The following is a 19,238-nucleotide window of genomic DNA, read 5'->3' as shown; positions in this document are numbered from 1 at the left end:
CCCATGCGACCGAAGAACGCAGCCAGGCTGCGTTCCCCAGACGGCGCTGGCTGCGATTAACCGTGCAGCTTGATCGCGGTTTCGGCGATCCGGCGGCCCTGATAGCGGGCGCCGTCCAGTTCTTCCTCGCTCGGCTGGCGGCTGCCGTCGCCATCGGCCAGGGTGGTCGCGCCATAGGGCGATCCGCCGCGCACCTTGTCGACGCCCATCTGACCGGCAAAGCCATAGTCCAGGCCGACGATCGTCATGCCGAAATGCAGCAGGTTGGTGATGATCGAGAAGAGGGTCACTTCCTGGCCGCCATGCTGCGACGCGGTCGAGGTGAAGGCACCACCGACCTTGCCGTTGAGTGCGCCCCGCGCCCACAGGCCGCCGGCCTGATCCAGGAACGACGCCATCTGGCTCGACATGCGGCCAAAGCGGGTGCCGGTGCCGACGATGATCGCGTCATAATCCGCCAGCTCCGCGACGGTCGCGACCGGGGCTTCCTGGTCCAGCTTGAAATGGGCGGCCTGGGCGACTTCCAGCGGCGCGGTTTCGGGCACGCGCTTGATGTCGACCTGCGCGCCGGCGGCGACTGCGCCTTCGGCCATGGCCTTGGCCATCGTTTCGATATGTCCGTAGGACGAATAATAGAGAACCAGAACCTTAGCCATTGTCACGTCTCCTCATCTGAAACTGGAAGGGTTGAAAGGGGTGGTCGCCTGCATGGAGGGAGGGGATATGCGGGCGACCCGGGCCGGTTCGTTGGGGGAGGGGATAAAGAACCGGCGCGTAAGCTTCATGTCTATTCGCTGTCGACCAGCACGATTTCGCTGTCCTCGATCGCGGTGATGGTGATGGGCGCGCCGCCGATGATGGCGGCGCCGTCCCGCGCCTCGAAGGTCTGGCCGTCGATCTCGATCCGGCCCGTCGCCGGGACCAGGTACAGGTGGCGGCCCTCGGCACTGTCATAGGTCACGCTGTCGCCGGCCTTGATCGTGCCGCCCAGCAACCGGGCGTCGGCCCGGATGCGCAGCGCTTCCCTGTCCTCGTCATGGCCGCTGGCCAGCACGACCAGCTTGCCCGAGCGATCGCCCTTCGGGAAGGGTTTGGCGCCCCAGCTGGGCGATCCGCCGACCGACCGGGGAATGACCCAGATCTGGAACAGGGTGGTGGTCTCGTCCTCCAGATTATATTCGGCGTGGCGAATGCCGGTGCCGGCCGACATCACCTGGACGTCGCCCGCCTGCGTGCGGCCCTTGTTGCCCAGGCTGTCCTGGTGGGTGATCGCGCCGGTGCGGACATAGGTGATGATCTCCATGTCGCTGTGCGGGTGGGGCGGAAAGCCCGAGCGCGGACCGATCTCGTCGTCGTTCCACACCCGGATCGCGCCCCAGCCCATGCGGGCGGGATCATAATAATTGGCGAAGGAAAAATGATGCCGTGCGTTCAGCCAGCCATGGTCGGCATGGCCGAGCGACGCGAACGGGCGGCGCTCGATGCGGCTCGCGGTTGTCGTGCTCATGGGGTCTGCCTTTCGATTGCGGTGCCGGATGCTTCCGGCTTGCTTTCCGACAATCTAGCGATCAGGATCGTTTCTTGAATAGGCAGTGTTGAAACGGATTGTTTCCCTATGCGGCTACCGGATTTTGAGGCCTGGGCGATGTTCGCCGCCGTGGTCGAACATCGCAGTTTCACCGACGCGGCCAAGGCGCTCAGCGTCTCCAAGGCCACCGTGTCCAAGGCGGTGACCCGTCTGGAGCAGCATCTCGACACCAGCCTGTTCAGCCGCACCAGCCGCCGCCTGGCGCTGACCGAAAGCGGCCGGCGCCTTGCCGACCATGCCCAGCGCATCCTGGTGGAAGGGCAGGCGGCGGAGGAAGCCGCGCGCGACGAGACCGCCGAACTCTCGGGCACGGTGCGGCTCGGCGCACCGATGAATTTCGGCCTGCTGCGGATTGCGCCGATGATCGCGCAATTCACCCGGGAACATCCGCTGGTCGATGTCGATCTGCATCTGTCCGATGCGAAGATCGACATCGTTGAACTGGGCCTCGACGCCACCATCCGCATCGCCGACATGCCCGACAGCTCGCTGCGTGCGCGCCGGCTGGCCGATGTCCATATGCATGTCGTCGCCTCGCCCGCCTATCTCGCCGAGCGTGGCCAACCGACCCATCCGTCCGATCTCGGCAGCCATGACTGCCTCTGCTATTCCAACGTGGCAGCGCCCGATGTCTGGCGCTTTACCGGGCCGGGGCAGCAGAATGTGACGGTGCAGGTGCGTCCGCGCATCACCGTCAACAGCGGCGAGGCGATGATGCCCGCGCTGCGCCTTGGCGTCGGCATCGCCCGCCTGCCCGATTTCATCGTCGGCGATGCGATCAAGTCGGGCGAGCTGGAAGAGATTTTGCTCGACTGGCGGCCGCCGCCCTTCGGCCTGCATCTGGTGACCCCGCCATCGCGCCTGCGCCCGGCGCGAGTAGAAGCACTGCTGGACTTCCTGACCCGGCACCATGGATGCTGAACGCGCCACGGCGCGTGCGGAATGCCATGTGGGGCCATTTCGGGACGACGTGAAATCGGCTCGTTTCGTGGCCGAATCCATATTGACTCCGATGGACGGCTCTCGGCTTCAACTCTTTGTAAATAGATTCGTTTTCAAGCGACTCGCGGGTTTCTGCGGGTTAGCGAAAAATTAACCTTTGTCCTTCAGAAGTTTTTTGGTTAATGATTAGGAGCAGAAGCCGTTCTGGTGGGGTGAACGGACCTGCGACGCAAAGGGGCTTCACATGCGCGTGCTGCTGATTGAGGATGAACCGACCACCGCCAAGGCGATCGAGCTTATGCTCACGACCGAGGGCTTCAATGTCTATACGACGGACCTGGGTGAGGAAGGCCTCGATCTGGGCAAGCTGTATGATTATGACATCATATGCCTCGACCTGAACCTGCCCGACATGCACGGCTATGACGTGCTCAAGAAGCTGCGGGCGGCCAAGGTGCAGACCCCGGTGCTGATCCTGTCGGGCGTGGCCGAGATGGACAGCAAGGTCCGCTCCTTCGGCTTTGGCGCCGACGATTATGTCACCAAGCCTTTCCACCGCGAGGAACTGATCGCGCGCATCCACGCCGTGGTGCGCCGCTCGAAGGGCCATTCGCAGTCGGTCATCCGCACCGGCAAGCTGGCGGTCAACCTCGACGCCAAGACCGTGGAAGTGGACGGCAACCGCGTCCATCTGACCGGCAAGGAATATGCGATGCTGGAGCTGCTCTCGCTGCGCAAGGGCACGACGCTCACCAAGGAAATGTTCCTCAACCATCTGTATGGCGGTATGGACGAGCCTGAACTCAAGATCATCGACGTCTTCATCTGCAAGCTGCGCAAGAAGCTGGCGCTGGCCTGCAGCGGCGACAATTATATCGAGACGGTCTGGGGCCGCGGCTATGTGCTGCGCGATCCCGATGAGATCGAGGCGTTCGAGGCGCAGGTCGCCTGATCCGATCGCCTTCGCTTGCCAGGGGGTGGAAAGGCCGGTGATCCGCAGGGGTTTCCGGCCTTCTCCTTTGGTCTAAGCATATGACAAATTATGTAATTTATGTATAATTAGGAATCTGTTTACCATCCTGTCTCTAGGCAAGACTGGAAGGAGTATTCAGTTTCATGGGCCTAGCCTTAGCTTTCAGTTCGGACGCCGTCTGGGACGCCATCTGCCGGTCGCAGGCGGTGATCGAATTCGCGCCGGACGGCACCGTCCTTTGGGCCAATGACCTGTTCCTCGGGACGATGGGCTATCGGCTGGATGAAATCGCCGGGCATCATCATCGCATTTTCTGCGACATCGAATATGCGCGTTCCTCCGGCTATGCGACCTTCTGGGAAAAGCTCGGCCGGGGCGATTTCGATGCCGGCGAATATCGCCGGCTGGGCAAATATGGCCGCGAGGTTTGGCTGCAGGCCACCTATAATCCGGTGTTCAACGAAGCGGGCCAGGTCGAGCGCATCCTCAAGATTGCGACGGACACGACGCCATCCAAGGCCCTGCGCGCCGAACTTAAAAATACGGTCGACGGGCTGGTGGATATTGTCGACACGATCAGCGGCCTCGCCCGCCAGACCAATTTGCTGGCCCTCAACGCCACGATCGAGGCGGCTCGTGCGGGCGAGGCAGGACGCGGCTTTGCCGTCGTCGCAGCGGAGGTGAAGAAACTGGCCGGCGATACCCGGACCGCCACCGACCGGGCGCGTGCGATGGTGATCGCCTCGGCCTGAACCGCCGCCAATGGACAAGAAGATACGGCCGGCGATCCATCGCGATCGCCGGCCGTATCCGTCAGGCGACGGCTACGGGGCTATGGGGTCAATCCGTGGCCTGATCGGAAGAGGAAGGGGTCGCGGCCTCGCTCTGCGGCTGGCTGGTACTGCCATGGGTCTCGCCGCTGCCCGAAAGCTGGCCGCTCGCGTCGATCGATGCTGCGCTGCCGATGGTGCTGGTCGCGCTGCCCGCCGCATTGGCGGCGGCCGACCGCGCGCCGCTGGTGGCCAAACCGGCCTTGTCCCGGGCCGATGCGACGGTGCTGCCGGCGCGATCGCGGGCGGCGGTTGCCGTGCTGCTCACCTGGTCCTGCGTGCCCGCCACAGCGCTTTGGGTCCGGTCGCGCGCGGTGGCGACGCTGCTGCCTGCCTTGTCACGGATGGCGCCGACGCCATCGCTGGCCTGGCTGCGCGCCGTGCCGGCGGCGCCGCGCACATCGCTGGTGCCCAGCGTATCGACCGCCAGATTGCCGCTGGCCGATCCCGATCCGCTTGCCGAGCGGCTTTTGCCATGCCGGCTTGCCGATCCTTCGGCGCGGCCATTGCCGCTGCCGCTGGCGCCGACCCGGCCATTGTCGAGGTCGATGCTGCGATCCAGGCTGCCCGATCCACCGAACGAACCGCCCAGCGTGCCGCCCAGGCCGCCGGTCATGCCGCCCAGGCCGCCACCACCCAGGGCGCCGCCACCCCCCAGCAGCTGGGCTGAGGCGGGGGCCGTGGTCAGCGCCGCGAGGCAGGCGGTTGCGATGATAATCTGCGTCTTCATGGACCGTCTCCTTGGTCATCTTGATCCGATGACAGGACAACGGCGGGGCGTTGCGCTTTAATCCCGAAAGCCTGAAATTTTCGCGCAAGTCATGGAAATTCAGTACATATTTCTGCAAGTCTCGCACAGGATTCCGGCGCCATAGCCCTTGCTGCGACCGGGCTTCGCCTCCCGCCGCAGCGCCTCGACCGATCCGCCAGCCATCAGGCGACCGGCCACCAAAGGCGCCGCAAAGGACGTGCCGCGCACCTTGTCGCGGCCGCCGTCCATATCGGCCGCCATCATGTCCGCGCCGGGCGCGGCGAAATCGACATGGGCTGCGCGCCCGGCCTCAGGCAGCAACCGGCCACGCCCGTCCACGCCGGTCACCGCAATCACCTGCGGGTAGGATGCGGGGTAGGCGGGTGGGGCGGCCGGGCCGTCATTGCCGACTGCCGCGACCAGCATCATCCCCTTGTCGCGCACCAGCCGGATCGCGCCGGCCAGCAAGGGATTGTCCGGCCCGACCAGGCTGATCGTCACCACCTTCGCGCCGCGCGCCGCCATCCAGCCCAGCGCGCGGACGATGGCAAAGCTGCTGCCGCCGGCCGGATCGTCGCCATAGACATCGGCGACCAGCAGCGGCGTGCCCGGCGCGGCGCCCTTCAGGCTACCATTGCCGCCGATCAGCGACGCGACCGCCGTGCCATGGGCGCTGGCCCTTGGCGCGCCGGTCACGAAGCCGCGCTGCTCGATCGCGCCGGCCAGGGCCGGGTGAGCGGCCACGCCGCCATCGATCAATCCCGCCGCGCCGCGCCCGACCAACCCATGGCTTGCCAGCGCAGCCGATCGCCCCTCCGCAGCCGCACCGCTCGGGAAATAGAGATTGTCGGCGCTCGCCTGCGCCTGCGGGGCGATCTTGCGCACGCTGCGCAGCGCCCGCGCCAGGCTCTGGCCGTCCGGCACGGTCAGGCGGGTGATCGCCATGTCGATCCCCTCGGTCTCGACCTGCTCCACGCCATAGCCCTTCGCGCGCAGCGTCTCGATCGCTGCCGCATCCGCGCCGGTCAGCAGGATGATCCCGCGCCGTGCCGGCTCTCTCCGGTCATCCAGTTCGATTGCGTCGCCATGCTGGCGCAGCAGCGCGTCAATCCGCGCCGTGCGCGCCGCGGCCAGCCGATCGGCCAGCCGTGCCGGCGACAGCCGATCCAGCCCGCTCTGGTCGACGATGCCGCCCAGCCGGTCGAGCGTATCGGGCAAAACCTGGCCGACCCCGCCCAGCGCACCGGCGGCCGGCGCCGGCAGCAATTGCGCCTGCGCAGCCGGTGCCGCCAGCCACAACCCCGCGATCAGCAACGGGCGCGTCCATTTCATCTCTGTCTCTTCCCGCCGGTCATCGCCGGCCCTTTCAGCGTCAAAATCGTCCATCGTCAAAAAATTTCCGATCGCTAGGGTGCGATGGGGATGAAACGGCCGGGCCGGGACGTTTCATCCCTGAAGTGGTCGTTTGTAAATCCGATTGAAACCGGATTTGCCGCACCAGCCCTCTCCCCCACCCGGCCACCCAACGGCTATATTCTATGGGTGGTCGGGTGGGGGAGAGGGCTGGTGCGGTACTGAAAATGCGCTTGGGCGCATTTTTCAAACGAAGAATATGGAGAAACCATGTCGTTCGAGCGCGACCTGCTGGCGATCCTGCCCCGGCTGCGGCGTTTTGCCGCCAGCCTGTCGCATGATCGCGCCGATGGCGACGATCTGTGCCAGGCGGCACTGGAAAAGGGGCTGCGCGCCCGCGACCAGTGGCAACCGGGCACAAGGCTCGATAGCTGGATGTATCGGATCATGCGCAATCTTTGGATCGATGAGGGCCGCGCCCGTCAGCGGGCCGCCAGAACCTTCGCGCCGGAAGAGGCGGGGGCCGATGTCGGCTATGCCGGCGACAAGGCGGTGGAACAGGCCATGACCCTGTCCGACGTCGACCGGGCGATGCAGGCATTGCCGCCCGAACAGCGCGAGGCGATCGCGCTCGTGCTGGTGGAGGGACTGTCCTACAAGGAGGCGGCTGCGATATTGAACATACCCATGGGCACGCTGACCTCGCGGCTGGTACGCGGCCGTGGCGCACTCATCGAACTATTGGGGGAAGCGGCATGACCGACATTGACGAAGCCATGCTGATTGCCTGGGTCGACGGCGAACTGGATGAGGTGACGCGACGGCGCGTCGATCGCGCCGTGGCGGAAGACCCGGCGCTGGCCGCCCGGCTTGAGCAGCATCGGCGGCTCCGCGCGCGGCTGGCCGGCCATTTCGCGCCGATCGCGCAGGAGGATGTGCCGGCGGCGATGCAGGCCATGCTCACGCCGCCGACGGTGGTGTCGATTGCGCGGCCGTCGCGGCGCTGGGCGTGGACGACGGGCGGCGCGATTGCCGCCAGCCTGCTCCTGGGCCTTGGCATCGGCCGCATGTCCGGCGGGTCGGACGGACCGATCGCGGTCAAGGATGGCGCGATGCTGGCGCGGGGATCGCTCGCCACCGCGCTCGACAGCCAGTTGGCCTCGGCCGGGGAGGATGGCCCGGTCCGCATCGGCCTCAGCTTCCGGCGCAAGGGCGGCGGCTGGTGCCGCAGCTTCGACGGCGCGGCCATGGCCGGCGTCGCCTGCCGCACCGATGCCGGCTGGCAAGTGCTGCAGGCGGTGCCCGGCAAGGGCCAGGCGAGCGAATATCGCCAGGCCGCCTCGGCCGATCCACGCCTTCTCGTCACCATCGACGGCTTGATCGACGGCGCCCCGGTCGATGCGCAGGGCGAGCGGGCGGCGCAGGCGGCCGGCTGGCGTTAAGCGTCGCTTCGCTGTCGCGTGACTGTCGCTTCCGTGTCGCCTTGGCGTAGCGTTACTGTCGCTTCGTGGGCGCGTCAGCGACGCGTAGCACGCGCGTATTTCCGCAGAAACGGCCGATTTCGCGGCCCACGACACTGTGAACTTTCAACTGTCGCGTCGGTGGGCCGCCTCAGGCATGCGCTACCGCATGGCCGGCACAGCAGGCGGCCCGGCTCGACTGGACATAGTCGGGGTCGTGCCACCAAAAATGCTGGTGGGCGTCCGCCAGTTGCGGCAGCACCGGGGTCACCGCCGCCTGCGGCTTTGCCCCGACGAACGGGGCCATCAGCGCCTCGGGCGTATGGACGACACCATTGGCGATCACCTGGCGGACATTGGCGACGGCCGTAATGTCCTTCAGCGGATCGCCCTCGACCAGGATCATATCGGCCAGCATGCCGCGCTCGATCCGGCCGACCGGCTCGCCCAGAAACTCGCCGCCCCAGCGGGTGGTCATCATCAGCGCCTCATAGGGGCTGATGCCATATTTCACCATGCCGCGCAGATTGAGGTGCAGGCTGATCGCGGTCAGGTCGATCGGCGCATCCGTGCCGGAGAAAGGATGCCATCCCGCCGCCAGCGTCATCTTGATCTGTTCGACCTGCCGCTCCAGCGAGGCGAGCATCGGCTTGCCGCCATCGCCCTGCATCGCCTTCACCCGCGCCAACAGCTTGTCATATTCCCATCTGGGATAGAGGGTGGTGATGCGCGGGTCGTGGACGAAACCATCGTCCAGCCCCAGCAGCGCGGTCGCCGCGAACAATGTCGGCGTGCGCCCGGCCTTGGCCGCCGCGAACAGGTCGTTCACGTCATGATAGCCGCCACCCAGCGAGGTGATCGTCCGCGAATAGCCATAGCGGTTGGTGGCGCCGGTATGCTCCATGCAGTCCATGCCGCTATGCAGCGCAGGATAATGATAATGGGACGACAGGTGCATCCCCATGCGATGCGCCTGCGTCACCACATCCTTCTGCACGTCATGGCGCAGGCGGACATAGGTCTTCACCATGTCGTAATCCAGCGCCTGGGCGCGTTCCAGTTCCAGCGCCATCTGACCCTTTTCGGTGACCGGCCGCATGAAATTGTAGAAGATGCGCCCGCCGTCGATCGCCTCGCCAGTGGCATAGTGGCGCGCGGCGATCCGCTGGCCGCTCTGGATCGCCTCGCGATCCTCAACCATATGATAGGCCGGGCATCCGGGCGATCGGGTCGCGGTCACGCCCATCGCCAGCCACAGCCGGCCCATCCGGTCGCCATAGCCATAGCCCGCCATCTGCCGGTGGGTGTGCATGTCGATAAGGCCCGGCATCAGGGTAAGGGCGCCGCCGTCCACCAATTTCGCATTGGCGTCCGACGGCGCGGTGCCGTCATGGGGCGTGATCGCGGTGATGCTATTGCCGTCTATCACGACGTCCATGCCGGTCTTGTAATCTGGCGACAGTGCGTCCCAGATTTTGCCAGCCCGGATGATGGTGCGGCCCAAAGGCTTGGCATTGGCCCATGTCAGCCGACATGGAATGGTTTGCGCCGCGCCGCCCGCCACGGCGACCAGGCGCAGCTTGCCGTTGCTGAGATAGAGCAGCGACTTGCTGTCTCCGCTCCAGCTTGGCGCATCGGTGGTTTCGGTGCTGATCTGGCGCGGTGCGCCGGCGAAACTGCCGTCCGGCCCGACAGGCACGACCCACAGGGTACTGGCAAAGACATAGGCCATCATGCTGCCGTCGGGCGACCAGACCGGGCCGTCATGGCCGCGCACGCCCAGCGACTTGCCTTCCGCCACGGCCTGGTAACGGCCCTTGCCGGTGGCAAGGTCGACGGTCAGGATCTGGCTGGCGCCTTCGCGATAGCGGCCGGTGACCGGCTTGAACGCGGCATAGGCGATGGTCTTGCCGCCCGGGCCGAAGGAGGGGCGGCCCGGTTCCCACAGCGCGTCGAATATCCTGCGCACCGTGCCGGTCGCAACCTCGACGCTGTGCAGTGCGCCTTCCTGGTCGAGGAACGCGATCAGCGCGCCATCCTGCGACCAGCTTCCCCAGGCAACCGCCTTGTCGGGGATGTTGGTCAGCTGCCGTTCCTTGCCGGTCGCGACATCGTGCAGCCACAGGTCCAGCGTGCCGCCGCGATCGCAGCTATAGGCGATGGTCTTGCCGTCGGGCGACCAGGCCGGATCGCATTTGTGATAGCCGTCGGCGACCAGCTTCTTTGGGGTGCCGCCGACGGGCATGACATAGATGTCGTTGAGCGCGCCAAAGACGATGGTCCTGCCATCGGGCGACAGCATCGGCGCGGCAATGCCGACGACCGGCTTGGCGGTGGTCGAGGTGAAGTCGCGCGCCTTCTTCTTGTAGTCGGGCGTGGTGACGGGCACCTGCGTCCTGAACGGGATGATGCTGGCCTTGCCACCCTTGAGCGCGCGCAGCTTGCCGTTGGACCCGTAGAAGATCGTGCCATCCTTCGCGAAGGCGGGGCGGAAGGGATAGATATCCTCGCCGGCGACGATATCCTTGTCGCCATGGACCAGCGTCAATGCGCCCGGCTCCAGCCGGGTATAGGCGATGCTGCCGTCGGGCGCGAAGGCCGGGGCCATGATCGCCGATGGATTGTAGCGATCGGCCGAGGGCGTCACTGCCGCGACCTCCGTCACGGCGCCGGTCGCGATATCGATCGTCACCAGTTTGGTGCCGCCCGCGACATAGGCGATGGTCTTGCCGTCCGGCGACCAGGCCGGCTCGCTGTCATTGGTCGTCCCCTTGGACAGGGGCGTGACCTGGCCGCTGGCGACGTCGAGCAGATAGATGGCGTAGCGGCCCTCCGCCCGGTCGCTGGAAAAGGCGATGGTGCGTCCATCGGGCGACCAGCGCGGCTCGCGATCGTCGAGCAGGCCGTCGCTATGCTGGCGCATGTCGCTGCCATCGGCGGCCACCGACCAGATATGGAAATTGCCGGTGCGATAGGATTGGAAGGCGATCCGCTTGCCGTCGGGCGACCAGTCGGGCTGGGCCAGATCGTCGAAGTCGCCGGTCAGGCGGGTGAGGGCGCCGCCGCCGACGGGCAGGGTCCAGAGAATGCCGAGCAGGTCGAAGGCGATGCGCTTGCCATCGGGCGAGAGGGTGAGGGCGACATTGGTGCAATCCTCGACCGTCACCACCGTCTCCTTGCCCGCCGCCGGGGCACCGGGCGAGGATTGGGCGATCGATGTGGCGCTGCCCGTGGCCAGCAGGCCGATGCTGCCCGCCGCGAGAGCCTCGCGGCGGCTGAGGTCCGGCAGGGATGTCATGCGTCAGAACTCCAGGTTCAGGCGGCCATAATAGAAACCGCCGCTGGTGCCGTAGGGCGAATATTGATTGTAGAGCGAAAAGCCGTTGCCCTGCAGCGCGGGCACCAACTTGTTGGGATAGGTATTGAACAGATTGTTGGCGCCGGCTGTCAGCTTCACGCCCTTGGTCAATTCATAGCCGACTTCCAGGTCGAAGATGACCTTGGGATCGATCGTCGCGTCCAGCGCCGGATTGGTGGGGTGGACCATGGTCACGTCGCCATAGCGGGTGGCGCGCAGGTTTACGCTTGCGGGGCCTTTGGTCCAGACGACATTGCCGATGAACTTGTTGCGCGGCGTGCCGTCGGTGAAGTCGCCCTGCTTCGACCGGCCGATCAGGACCAGGCCGGAATTGGCCAGAACGTCGGGAACCGGATCGACATGAGTGAAGATCGTCTTGTTGAAATTGGCCGACAGGCTGATGAGCGCTGTGCCCAAATCACCCAGATTGGCGTGGTAGGTGCCCACGATATCGATGCCGCGGGTTCGCGTATCGGCGGCGTTGGAGAAATAGAAGCCGCCGGCGGAGGAGGTGATGCCGGCCGCAGCCAGCACGTTGCGCACCAGCGTGCCCTGCAGCGTTTCGGACAGCAGGATGCGGTCCCTGATCTTGATCTGATAGGCATCGACGGTGAAGTTCAGGCGCGGCATTGGCGTGATGACGATGCCGGCCGAGTAATTGGTCGATTTCTCGGGCTTCAGCGGTGTCGCGCCCAGGGCGATCGCAGCGGGCGAGTCGACCGGCAGCGCCGACACCGGCAGCAATACGCCGCCGACATTGATCGTGCTTGCCGATGAGTAATGCTGCTGCTGCAGGGTCGGTGCGCGAAAACCGGTGCTGGCAGTACCACGTAGGGCGATACCCCGCACCGGCTCGATCCGCACCGACGCCTTGCCCGTGTTGGTCGTACCGAAGTCCGAATAATCCTCGTGCCGCCCGGCGAGCGCGACCTCGAACCCGTCGGTGATCTTCTGCTCCAGGTTGATATAGGCGCTCCAATTATCCCGGCTCCATTCGCCCGCCGCCGTATCGGGGAAGCCGGTCACGCCCTGGGATCCGGATGTTCGTAATATCCCGGCATTTGCGCCGGCGGTGGAGCGGTAGCCTCCGTCGATATAGGATTCCGGATCGCCGGCGCCGATCGCATAGCTGTTCCAGCGATATTCCGCGCCCACCGCGATCAGCAGGGGATCGGCAAGGCCGAGGTCGACGGTCTTCTGCAGATCAAGGTTAGTGGTCCACTCCTTCGCGGTCACCGAACCGATATACATGTCTGTCGGGCTGGTCGGGCCGAGCGAGACATTGAGAACCGAGGATTCCCGATACTTCACCCAATCGCGTGCGAAGGTGGAGGACAGGTCGTAATGGAAGGTATCAGACAGATCGCCGCGAATGCCGCCGGCGACCTGGAAATCCTCGTCATAGATGTGCAGGTGCGGGCTGTAGCCGTTGGGAAAGATTTCCGGGATATTATTGCTGGCATCGGGGAAACGATAGGTCAGCCAGGCATCGGAATGGCGGCGCGATGCCGTGCCGAACAGATAGAGTTCGGCCGCTTCGCTGACCGGCAAGGCGGCATCATAAGCGAAGTTGATGCCCGATACCTGGGGCTGGCCGCCCCGGTTGACGTCGCGGTCGACGGTCGCCTCACGTGGATCGAGCGCGCCGGTGGTCGAGGAATAGAGCTGGCCAACACGCGCGTAGAATTGGCCCGGATTGAGTGCGCTGCGATAGGTACGCCCCTGCAGGAATCCGTCCAGTGATAGATGCACATGGCCACCGTCGCCGATTGCAAAACCCTTACTGATCTGGAAGCGACCTTGTTCACCGCCGCCGTCGGCGGTGCCGCCACCCAGGAAAGATGCCGTGCCGCCGGTGTCGGGCTTCAGGATGATGTTGATGACGCCGGCGATCGCGTCCGACCCATATTGGGCAGAGGCGCCGTCGCGCAGGACTTCGATCCGCTCGATCGCGTTCGATGGGATCAGGTCAAGGTCCGGCGGCGACTGGCCATTCTGGGTAGTCCCGTTGATGAACAGGGTCGCGGTATTGTGTCGACGCTTGCCGTTGACGAGGACCAACAACTGGTCACCGGCCAGGCCGCGCAGCGACAGCGTCTTGACCGCGAAGCTGGCGCCGGCGCCGCTGTTCGACACGGTGATCGAGGGCAGCAGGGTACCGAGCAGATCGCGAACCGACTGCTTGCCGCTTGCCTCCAGCTCCTTTGCCCCCAGCACATCGATCGGCGCCAGGCTATCCGCGACGGTGCGGGTTGTCTGGCGCGTGCCGGTCACGATGATCGGCGCGGCTATGTCCTGCGCTTCGGTCTGCGGCGCCATGGTCATCGCCTCCATGCTGCCCGAGTTGTTGGCCTGGGCATATTGGAGTGCCAGCGGGCTGCGTCGAGCCGCGCTGTGACTGGCAGGGGCTGCAAGAGCGATAACGCCGCTCCCTGCCTGCGATCGGCGAAGATCGGTGCCAGCCAGTAACTGCGCCAGCGCGTCTTCGGTCGTTAGCCAACCTTCCACGCGGCGGCTGCGGATGGTGGCGACTTCGTCATAGGGAAATAATATCCGGATACCCGATTGGGCAGAGAGGGTGCGCAAGGCACTGCTGAGTGGTTGCGGCGGGATGGTGAATTTATGCCGCTGTGACAGGCTGCTGTCCGTCGTCGCTGCGGCGAGAAGCTGGGTAGGCGCAACAAGGCATGTGGCGAGGGCAAGCCCCGCCATAACGCGTCGAATATGCATGACTGTTCCCCTGCTTGCCGGCATTTTTGCCGTTCGTATCAGGGAACGAAGATTTCGTGGCGATCCTCCATGACGGAGTCTATTCCTGATGATGTCTGATATGAACGGAGCCTTGCGTGCGACCGAACGTGTCAAACGCTGCGTGGTCGGCAGGCGGGCGACCGCATCTTAGGTCATTATGGCTATCAGTCCTCGCCAGTCTGCAGGAACCAGCGTTCTGCACCCTCCAGGCAGAGCGCGGTCAACCGCCCTGAACGATAGGCGCCTGTGTCGATGCCGATCCGGTTAGAGCGCTCGTCGATCTCCTGGGTGATGCTATGGCCGTGGACGACGACTTTATCGTAAGCACCTGCGTGATCGAGGAATTCGGAACGAATCCAGCGCAGATCCGACGCTTGTTGCGCATGGAGCGGTACACGGGGGCGGATGCCGGCATGGACGAATAGATAGTCGCCCATCTCGATCCGGTCGATGAAATCATCGATCAGGTCGACATCGGCGCGCGGGACATTGTTGAGCATCCAGTCCGCCAGCATACCGTCATCCATTGCGGCGCCGGCGGAGGCGATCAGTCCATAGCTGGACAGGGTTTCGAGCCCCCCGATGCGTCGAAACAGGCGGACGGCGTTCAGGTCGCCACGGGCAGCGAGAGAGAAGACTTCCTCATGATTGCCTTTGATCAACCGGATGTCCCCGCCCGATGCGAGCAAGGCGCGCACCCGTTCGAGAACCTGGGCCGAGCGCGGTCCGCGATCGACCAGATCACCCAACAGGATCAATCGCAATCGCTTGGGCGGGCGCAGCGCATTGTCGGCAACTATCATGCCGAGCAACTGGTCGAGCAGATCGAGGCGCCCGTGAATATCGCCCACAGCATAGACGCGCCAATTGTCGCCTACGCTCGCGGTTTGGCGATCGAGGTCATCAAGTTCGCGGCGGAACGGGTTCAGCATGACGGCATCATGGGACGTGATGCTGCCACAGCCTTACAATTTCGGCAATGTTACGCCCTGCTGCCCCATATATTTTCCGCTACGGTCGGCGTAGCTGACCTCGCATGGTTCATTGCCCTGCAAGAACAGAAACTGGCAGGCGCCTTCGTTTGCGTAAATCTTGGCAGGAAGGGGAGTCGTATTGGAAAATTCCAACGTGACATGGCCTTCCCAGCCGGGTTCGAGCGGCGTGACGTTCACGATGATGCCGCAGCGGGCGTAGGTCGATTTACCCAGGCAGATGACCAGCACATCGCGCGGTACGCGGAAATATTCGACGGTACGGGCAAGAGCAAAGCTGTTGGGCGGGATGATGCAGACGTCCGTCTTGCGATCGACGAAGCTGTTGGCAGCGAAGTCCTTCGGATCGACCACGGCGCTGTCCACATTGGTGAAGATCTTGAACTCGTCAGCGACGCGCGCATCGTAGCCATAGGACGACAGGCCGTAGCTGATGCAGCCATCGCGCCGTTGGTTTTCGACGAACGGCTCGATCATGCGGTTGGACAGCGCCTGCTTGCGGATCCAGCGGTCGGACAAAATCGACATGATGTTTTCAGCTCTTCTTCGCGGGAATGATACCAAGATCGGCGGGGCCGAAAGCATGCGGGAGCAAGCCCGCCACGCTATGTTCCACCAGGGTGTCGCCGCTGGGCGCCACGCAATAGATGGCAAGCGTGCGGCCCGCCATCTGCTCGGCCTCGTTCAATATCTGGCGGCAACGGCCGCAAGGACTGACGATCGCGTCGCCGTTCACGCTGTCATCGGCCGACATTCCGCCGCCAACTACGGCAATTGCCGCGACATCGGTCAGCCGTCCCTGGGCATTGACGGTCGCAAGGGCCACGGTTTCGGCGCAAAGAGACAGGCCATAGCTGGCATTCTCGAAGTTACTGCCGGTGACGATGCTGCCATCGGTCAGGCGGACCGCAGCCCCCACGGCGAAGCGGCTATAGGGCGCGTGCGCATGCGCCAGCGCTCCCCGAGCCGCGGCCACCAGCGACGCGATATCCTTGTCCTGCGAAATCATGGCGCGACCACATCCCATCTTACCGGTCCATTGACGCCGTCGATATGCCGCATATCGGTGGCTGTCCACATTACCCATTGGCGCTGGCCATAATCGGGCGGGAAGAAATTGCCGTCCAGCCATAATGTCCGGTTGATTCCCGATGCAATGTCATATTGCCCGTCGAAATCGGGGCTGATGTTGAGCAGGGCCGGTTTACCGGCATGGCTTTCAACCAGATTGACGAGCGTGTTGAGTTCGGACAGCAGTTGGTCGCGACCCGGGCGCTTGATGCAGGATGGATCGAAGGCGAGGCGGATGACGGGCGGCAAGGCGGCATTGTCGCGAGGGACCGTCGTCATGAACTGAGTTGCCTGGTCGACCGCCCGTGCGCAGAGGCTATATTCAAGCATCGCGCCATAGCGCATGCCAACGCCGCGCCCGCCGCGCCAGTTGGCGGCAAAGGCAGGGTCGCGCAGTGCCGCCTGCTTGACCGCGCGAATATAGGCGAAATCCGTACCCTGCGCGGCCAATGTTCCCCAGTCAATCGGGCCATTATCGGCCGTGATCGATACACCTTGGACGGGATATTCCTCCCGGCTGGGTGCCCAGGAACGTGCATAGAGCCACAGTGCCAGAACCAGCACCGCGATAACCGCCAGTCCCGTCCCCAAGCGAACCAGCGCTCCCCCAAAGTCAAACGCCCGATTGTTCTACCCCTTGATATGCAAGACACAGATCAGCGTGAACAGGCGGCGCGCAGTGTCGAAATCCACCGCGATCTTCCCTTCCAGCCGCTCGATCAGCATCTCGGCCGCATCGTTGTGAATGGCCCGTCGCGCCATGTCGACGGTCTCGATCTGCTGCGGCGAAGCGTTGCTGATCGCCTGATAATAGCTATCGCAGATCGCGAAATATTCCCGGATCGGTCGACGGAAGCGACCCAGACCCAGTATGATGGCTTCCAGCGCGCTGTCATCGTCGCGGTTGATTTCGACGACCAACCGGCCTTCCTCCACCCGCAATATAACCTTGTAGGGGCCGGCATAACCATCGCTATGGACCCGCTGGGGCGCGAAATGATTGTCTTCCAGCAAATCGTAGATCGCGATCCGCCGTTCCTGTTCGACGTCCGCATTGCGCCACAGGATCGTCCGCTCGTCGAGCTTGATGTCTATGATGCGCGGGTCGGCCATGGCGGGTCTGTCGTCACTGCGGCGGCGGGCGGCGAAAAGCAAGCGGGACTTGTGGACCGACAAGCATCGTCGTTTCAACCTTCGGACTTGCGCGACCCGCGCCGTGGCGCGATGAGGGCGCCATGGTTGAACTCGTGAAACTCAATGCCGCTCCAGAAGATGGCGGCCTGGAATTGCCGCGCAATGTCGAAGCAGAAGCCGCGCTGCTGGGCGCGCTGATGATCGACAACCGCATCGCGGAGGACGTGCAGCTCAAGCTGAAGCCCGAACATTTCTTCGAGCCGCTGCATGGCCGCATCTATGAAGCGGTGATGCGCCTGATCGAGCGAGACATGATCGCCAACCCGGTGACGCTCAAGCCGATGCTGGAACAGGATCCGGCGCTCAAGGAACTGGGCGGGGCGGGATATCTGGCGCAATTGACCGGCAGCGGCGCGGCCTTGCTTGGCGCACGGGATTTCGCCACGCAGATCTATGATCTCGCATTGTTGCGCCAGCTCGTGAATGTTGGCCGGGAACTGGTTGAAAATGCGCTGGATACCAGCGAGGACGTCAATCCCCGCGAACAGATTGAGCAGGCCGAAGTCTCGCTCTATCGCGTGTCGGAAGGCGAGGGCGAAACCGGTTCAGTCAAGAGCTTCCTGTCGGCGTCCACCATGGCGGTGCAGGTCGCAGAGCGGGCGCTCAACAGCGGTGGCCATGTGTCGGGTATCACGACCGGCATCAACAGCCTCAACGAGAAAATCGGTGGTCTGCACAATTCCGATTTGATGATCCTGGCGGGCCGTCCGGGTATGGGCAAGACGTCGCTTGCGACCAACATTGCCTATAATGCCGCGTCGCGCTGGCTGCGCGACCATAATGACGGCATCCCGATTGAAAAGAATATGGGCGCCAAGACGGCGTTCTTCAGCCTCGAAATGTCCGCCGACCAGCTAGCGACCCGCGTTCTGGCTGAACAGTCGGGGATCAGTGGCGAAGCGCTGCGCATGGGCAAGATCAGCCGGGCGGATTTCCAGAACCTGTCGCGCGCGGCGCGCGACCTGCAGGAATTGCCGCTGTTCATCGATGATACGCCGGGTCTGACGATCGCCGCCCTGCGAACTCGTGCTCGACGTCTCAAACGCCGCCATGATGTCGGTTTCATTGTCGTCGATTATCTTCAGCTGCTGCAAGGCAGTGGCAAAGGTAATGAGAATCGCGTCAACGAGATTTCGGAAATCTCGCGAGGTTTGAAGACCCTGGCAAAGGAACTGCATGTCCCGGTGCTGGCCCTGTCGCAGCTCAGCCGTGCGGTCGAGCAGCGCGAGGACAAGCGTCCCCAACTGTCCGACCTTCGCGAGTCGGGTTCGATCGAGCAGGACGCGGACATGGTCTGGTTTGTGTTCCGTGAGGATTATTATGTCGCGGCGAAGGAACCCGGAAATAAGGAAGGGCCAGAGCATCAGGAATGGGCGCAGGAAATGGAACGCATTTACGGTCTGGCCGAAGTGATCGTCGCCAAGCAGCGTCACGGTTCCACCGGCCGGATCCGGATGAAATTCGATGCCAAAATTACCCGCTTCTCGGACCTAGCCGAGGGCAGTTCCTACCTCGAAGATCTCGAATAGGCAGGCATGGCGGCGGGTTTTCCCGCCGCCACCCGGTTCAGCCGGTGACGAATGCCTTGAATATGATGCACAGGCCGATCATGCTGGCGAGATAGACCAGCGATCGGACCACCGGGACGCCTAGGCCATAAAGCGGCAGATAGACCGCGCGCGACACCAGCCACAGCCAGCCGCCGATCGCCGTCCATTCGCTGGTCCGGCCGGCCACGACCACGCCGAACAACAGGATGATCGCGATCGGGAAGGTTTCCATGAAATTGGCCTGAGCGCGGACCAGCCGCCCCCCGATCGGATCAAGCGGTGGTAGATTTTCATCGCGCGCGCCGGCATTCCATTTCAGGCCATATTGCTTGGTCTTGAGGTGCGCCGCCGCGAAGATATGGACCAGCAGCAGGACGCAGGCCCAGGCCAGGATCTTCAGTTCAACCGCCATCATGCCCTCCCTT

The 19,238-nt window shown here is 64.1% G+C and carries 18 protein-coding genes; 6 read left to right on the top strand and 12 right to left on the bottom strand.

Features of this window, described 5'->3' with window-relative positions:
* Nucleotides 1-56: 56 nt before the first annotated feature.
* Complete coding sequence (wrbA, locus tag PMI04_RS13475) at nt 57-656, bottom strand: NAD(P)H:quinone oxidoreductase (protein WP_007711955.1); 600 nt, start codon at nt 654-656, stop codon at nt 57-59.
* Nucleotides 657-787: 131 nt separating this feature from the next.
* Nucleotides 788-1,507 (bottom strand): pirin family protein, encoded by a 720-nt coding sequence (locus PMI04_RS13470; protein WP_007711957.1) that lies wholly within the window; start codon nt 1,505-1,507, stop codon nt 788-790.
* Nucleotides 1,508-1,615: 108 nt separating this feature from the next.
* Between PMI04_RS13470 and PMI04_RS13465 the strand changes: the two genes are divergently transcribed.
* The 3 genes from PMI04_RS13465 to PMI04_RS13455 all read left to right on the top strand — a co-directional run bounded on the left by PMI04_RS13465 (nt 1,616) and on the right by PMI04_RS13455 (nt 4,255).
* Nucleotides 1,616-2,509: a LysR family transcriptional regulator gene (locus PMI04_RS13465; protein WP_037486785.1), complete on the top strand. Its 894-nt coding sequence runs from the start codon at nt 1,616-1,618 to the stop codon at nt 2,507-2,509.
* 265 nt (nt 2,510-2,774) lie between these two features.
* Entirely contained in the window at nt 2,775-3,482 is a 708-nt protein-coding gene (ctrA, locus tag PMI04_RS13460; RefSeq protein ID WP_007711959.1) for a response regulator transcription factor CtrA, read from the top strand.
* Between the two features lie 164 nt (nt 3,483-3,646).
* A complete protein-coding gene (locus PMI04_RS13455) occupies nt 3,647-4,255 on the top strand; it encodes a methyl-accepting chemotaxis protein (protein ID WP_007711980.1) in 609 nt (202 codons plus the stop codon).
* A gap of 88 nt (nt 4,256-4,343) precedes the next feature.
* On the opposite strand, the gene PMI04_RS13450 is transcribed toward PMI04_RS13455, so the two are convergent.
* On the bottom strand, nt 4,344-5,063 hold the full coding sequence (locus tag PMI04_RS13450; protein ID WP_007711982.1) for a hypothetical protein: 720 nt from the start codon (nt 5,061-5,063) through the stop codon (nt 4,344-4,346).
* Nucleotides 5,064-5,162: 99 nt separating this feature from the next.
* On the bottom strand, nt 5,163-6,470 hold the full coding sequence (locus PMI04_RS13445) for a S8 family serine peptidase (RefSeq protein WP_007711984.1): 1,308 nt from the start codon (nt 6,468-6,470) through the stop codon (nt 5,163-5,165).
* A gap of 237 nt (nt 6,471-6,707) precedes the next feature.
* On the opposite strand from PMI04_RS13445, the gene PMI04_RS13440 reads away from it, so the two are divergent.
* Both PMI04_RS13440 and PMI04_RS13435 read left to right on the top strand, forming a co-directional pair.
* On the top strand, nt 6,708-7,196 hold the full coding sequence (locus PMI04_RS13440; protein WP_004212209.1) for an RNA polymerase sigma factor: 489 nt from the start codon (nt 6,708-6,710) through the stop codon (nt 7,194-7,196).
* Complete coding sequence (locus PMI04_RS13435; protein WP_007711985.1) at nt 7,193-7,879, top strand: hypothetical protein; 687 nt, start codon at nt 7,193-7,195, stop codon at nt 7,877-7,879. The genes PMI04_RS13440 and PMI04_RS13435 overlap by 4 nt, the downstream gene beginning before the upstream one ends.
* Nucleotides 7,880-8,048: 169 nt before the next feature.
* Here the strand turns inward: PMI04_RS13435 and PMI04_RS13430 are convergent, their stop codons facing one another.
* The 7 genes from PMI04_RS13430 to PMI04_RS13400 form a co-directional block, all read right to left on the bottom strand.
* Complete coding sequence (locus PMI04_RS13430; RefSeq protein WP_007711987.1) at nt 8,049-11,195, bottom strand: amidohydrolase family protein; 3,147 nt, start codon at nt 11,193-11,195, stop codon at nt 8,049-8,051.
* A 3-nt stretch (nt 11,196-11,198) separates the two neighbouring features.
* Nucleotides 11,199-13,985, bottom strand: coding sequence for a TonB-dependent receptor (locus PMI04_RS13425; protein ID WP_007711990.1), 2,787 nt, complete (start codon nt 13,983-13,985; stop codon nt 11,199-11,201).
* A gap of 185 nt (nt 13,986-14,170) precedes the next feature.
* Entirely contained in the window at nt 14,171-14,938 is a 768-nt protein-coding gene (locus tag PMI04_RS13420) for a metallophosphoesterase family protein (RefSeq protein WP_007711995.1), read from the bottom strand.
* A gap of 33 nt (nt 14,939-14,971) precedes the next feature.
* Nucleotides 14,972-15,526: a dCTP deaminase gene (gene dcd, locus PMI04_RS13415; RefSeq protein WP_007711996.1), complete on the bottom strand. Its 555-nt coding sequence runs from the start codon at nt 15,524-15,526 to the stop codon at nt 14,972-14,974.
* 7 nt (nt 15,527-15,533) lie between these two features.
* The gene (locus tag PMI04_RS13410; RefSeq protein ID WP_007711998.1) at nt 15,534-16,007 is read right to left on the bottom strand and encodes a cytidine deaminase; all 474 of its coding nucleotides are present in this window, start codon (nt 16,005-16,007) and stop codon (nt 15,534-15,536) included.
* On the bottom strand, nt 16,004-16,669 hold the full coding sequence (locus tag PMI04_RS13405) for a GH25 family lysozyme (protein WP_037486803.1): 666 nt from the start codon (nt 16,667-16,669) through the stop codon (nt 16,004-16,006). Before PMI04_RS13405 ends, PMI04_RS13410 begins: the two co-directional genes overlap by 4 nt.
* Nucleotides 16,670-16,699: 30 nt before the next feature.
* Nucleotides 16,700-17,182, bottom strand: a complete 483-nt coding sequence (locus PMI04_RS13400) for a UPF0262 family protein (RefSeq protein WP_007712002.1) — start codon at nt 17,180-17,182, stop codon at nt 16,700-16,702.
* A 122-nt stretch (nt 17,183-17,304) separates the two neighbouring features.
* Here PMI04_RS13400 and PMI04_RS13395 point away from each other — a divergent pair, with 122 nt between their 5' ends.
* The gene (locus PMI04_RS13395) at nt 17,305-18,792 is read left to right on the top strand and encodes a replicative DNA helicase (RefSeq protein ID WP_007712004.1); all 1,488 of its coding nucleotides are present in this window, start codon (nt 17,305-17,307) and stop codon (nt 18,790-18,792) included.
* A gap of 37 nt (nt 18,793-18,829) precedes the next feature.
* Here the strand turns inward: PMI04_RS13395 and PMI04_RS13390 are convergent, their stop codons facing one another.
* On the bottom strand, nt 18,830-19,225 hold the full coding sequence (locus PMI04_RS13390; RefSeq protein ID WP_007712008.1) for an MAPEG family protein: 396 nt from the start codon (nt 19,223-19,225) through the stop codon (nt 18,830-18,832).
* Between the last annotated feature and the right edge of the window lie 13 nt (nt 19,226-19,238).

Source organism: Sphingobium sp. AP49 (genome assembly GCF_000281715.2).
In the GTDB taxonomy this organism is placed as follows: domain Bacteria; phylum Pseudomonadota; class Alphaproteobacteria; order Sphingomonadales; family Sphingomonadaceae; genus Sphingobium.
The sequence above is the reverse complement of the archived record's forward strand: the minus strand, read 5'-3'. Positions and strand labels throughout refer to the sequence as shown.

Excerpts from the sequence above, each read along its gene's own strand:
- PMI04_RS13395 (WP_007712004.1), top strand. The coding sequence starts at position 17,305 with ATGGTTGAACTCGTGAAACTCAATGCCGCTCCAGAAGATGGCGGCCTG.
- PMI04_RS13430 (WP_007711987.1), bottom strand. The coding sequence starts at position 11,195 with ATGACATCCCTGCCGGACCTCAGCCGCCGCGAGGCTCTCGCGGCGGGC.
- PMI04_RS13455 (WP_007711980.1), top strand. The coding sequence starts at position 3,647 with ATGGGCCTAGCCTTAGCTTTCAGTTCGGACGCCGTCTGGGACGCCATC.
- dcd (WP_007711996.1), bottom strand. The coding sequence starts at position 15,526 with ATGTCGATTTTGTCCGACCGCTGGATCCGCAAGCAGGCGCTGTCCAAC.
- PMI04_RS13390 (WP_007712008.1), bottom strand. The coding sequence starts at position 19,225 with ATGGCGGTTGAACTGAAGATCCTGGCCTGGGCCTGCGTCCTGCTGCTG.
- ctrA (WP_007711959.1), top strand. The coding sequence starts at position 2,775 with ATGCGCGTGCTGCTGATTGAGGATGAACCGACCACCGCCAAGGCGATC.
- PMI04_RS13440 (WP_004212209.1), top strand. The coding sequence starts at position 6,708 with ATGTCGTTCGAGCGCGACCTGCTGGCGATCCTGCCCCGGCTGCGGCGT.
- PMI04_RS13465 (WP_037486785.1), top strand. The coding sequence starts at position 1,616 with ATGCGGCTACCGGATTTTGAGGCCTGGGCGATGTTCGCCGCCGTGGTC.
- PMI04_RS13420 (WP_007711995.1), bottom strand. The coding sequence starts at position 14,938 with ATGCTGAACCCGTTCCGCCGCGAACTTGATGACCTCGATCGCCAAACC.
- wrbA (WP_007711955.1), bottom strand. The coding sequence starts at position 656 with ATGGCTAAGGTTCTGGTTCTCTATTATTCGTCCTACGGACATATCGAA.
- PMI04_RS13445 (WP_007711984.1), bottom strand. The coding sequence starts at position 6,470 with ATGGACGATTTTGACGCTGAAAGGGCCGGCGATGACCGGCGGGAAGAG.
- PMI04_RS13450 (WP_007711982.1), bottom strand. The coding sequence starts at position 5,063 with ATGAAGACGCAGATTATCATCGCAACCGCCTGCCTCGCGGCGCTGACC.
- PMI04_RS13425 (WP_007711990.1), bottom strand. The coding sequence starts at position 13,985 with ATGCATATTCGACGCGTTATGGCGGGGCTTGCCCTCGCCACATGCCTT.
- PMI04_RS13470 (WP_007711957.1), bottom strand. The coding sequence starts at position 1,507 with ATGAGCACGACAACCGCGAGCCGCATCGAGCGCCGCCCGTTCGCGTCG.
- PMI04_RS13410 (WP_007711998.1), bottom strand. The coding sequence starts at position 16,007 with ATGATTTCGCAGGACAAGGATATCGCGTCGCTGGTGGCCGCGGCTCGG.
- PMI04_RS13435 (WP_007711985.1), top strand. The coding sequence starts at position 7,193 with ATGACCGACATTGACGAAGCCATGCTGATTGCCTGGGTCGACGGCGAA.
- PMI04_RS13400 (WP_007712002.1), bottom strand. The coding sequence starts at position 17,182 with ATGGCCGACCCGCGCATCATAGACATCAAGCTCGACGAGCGGACGATC.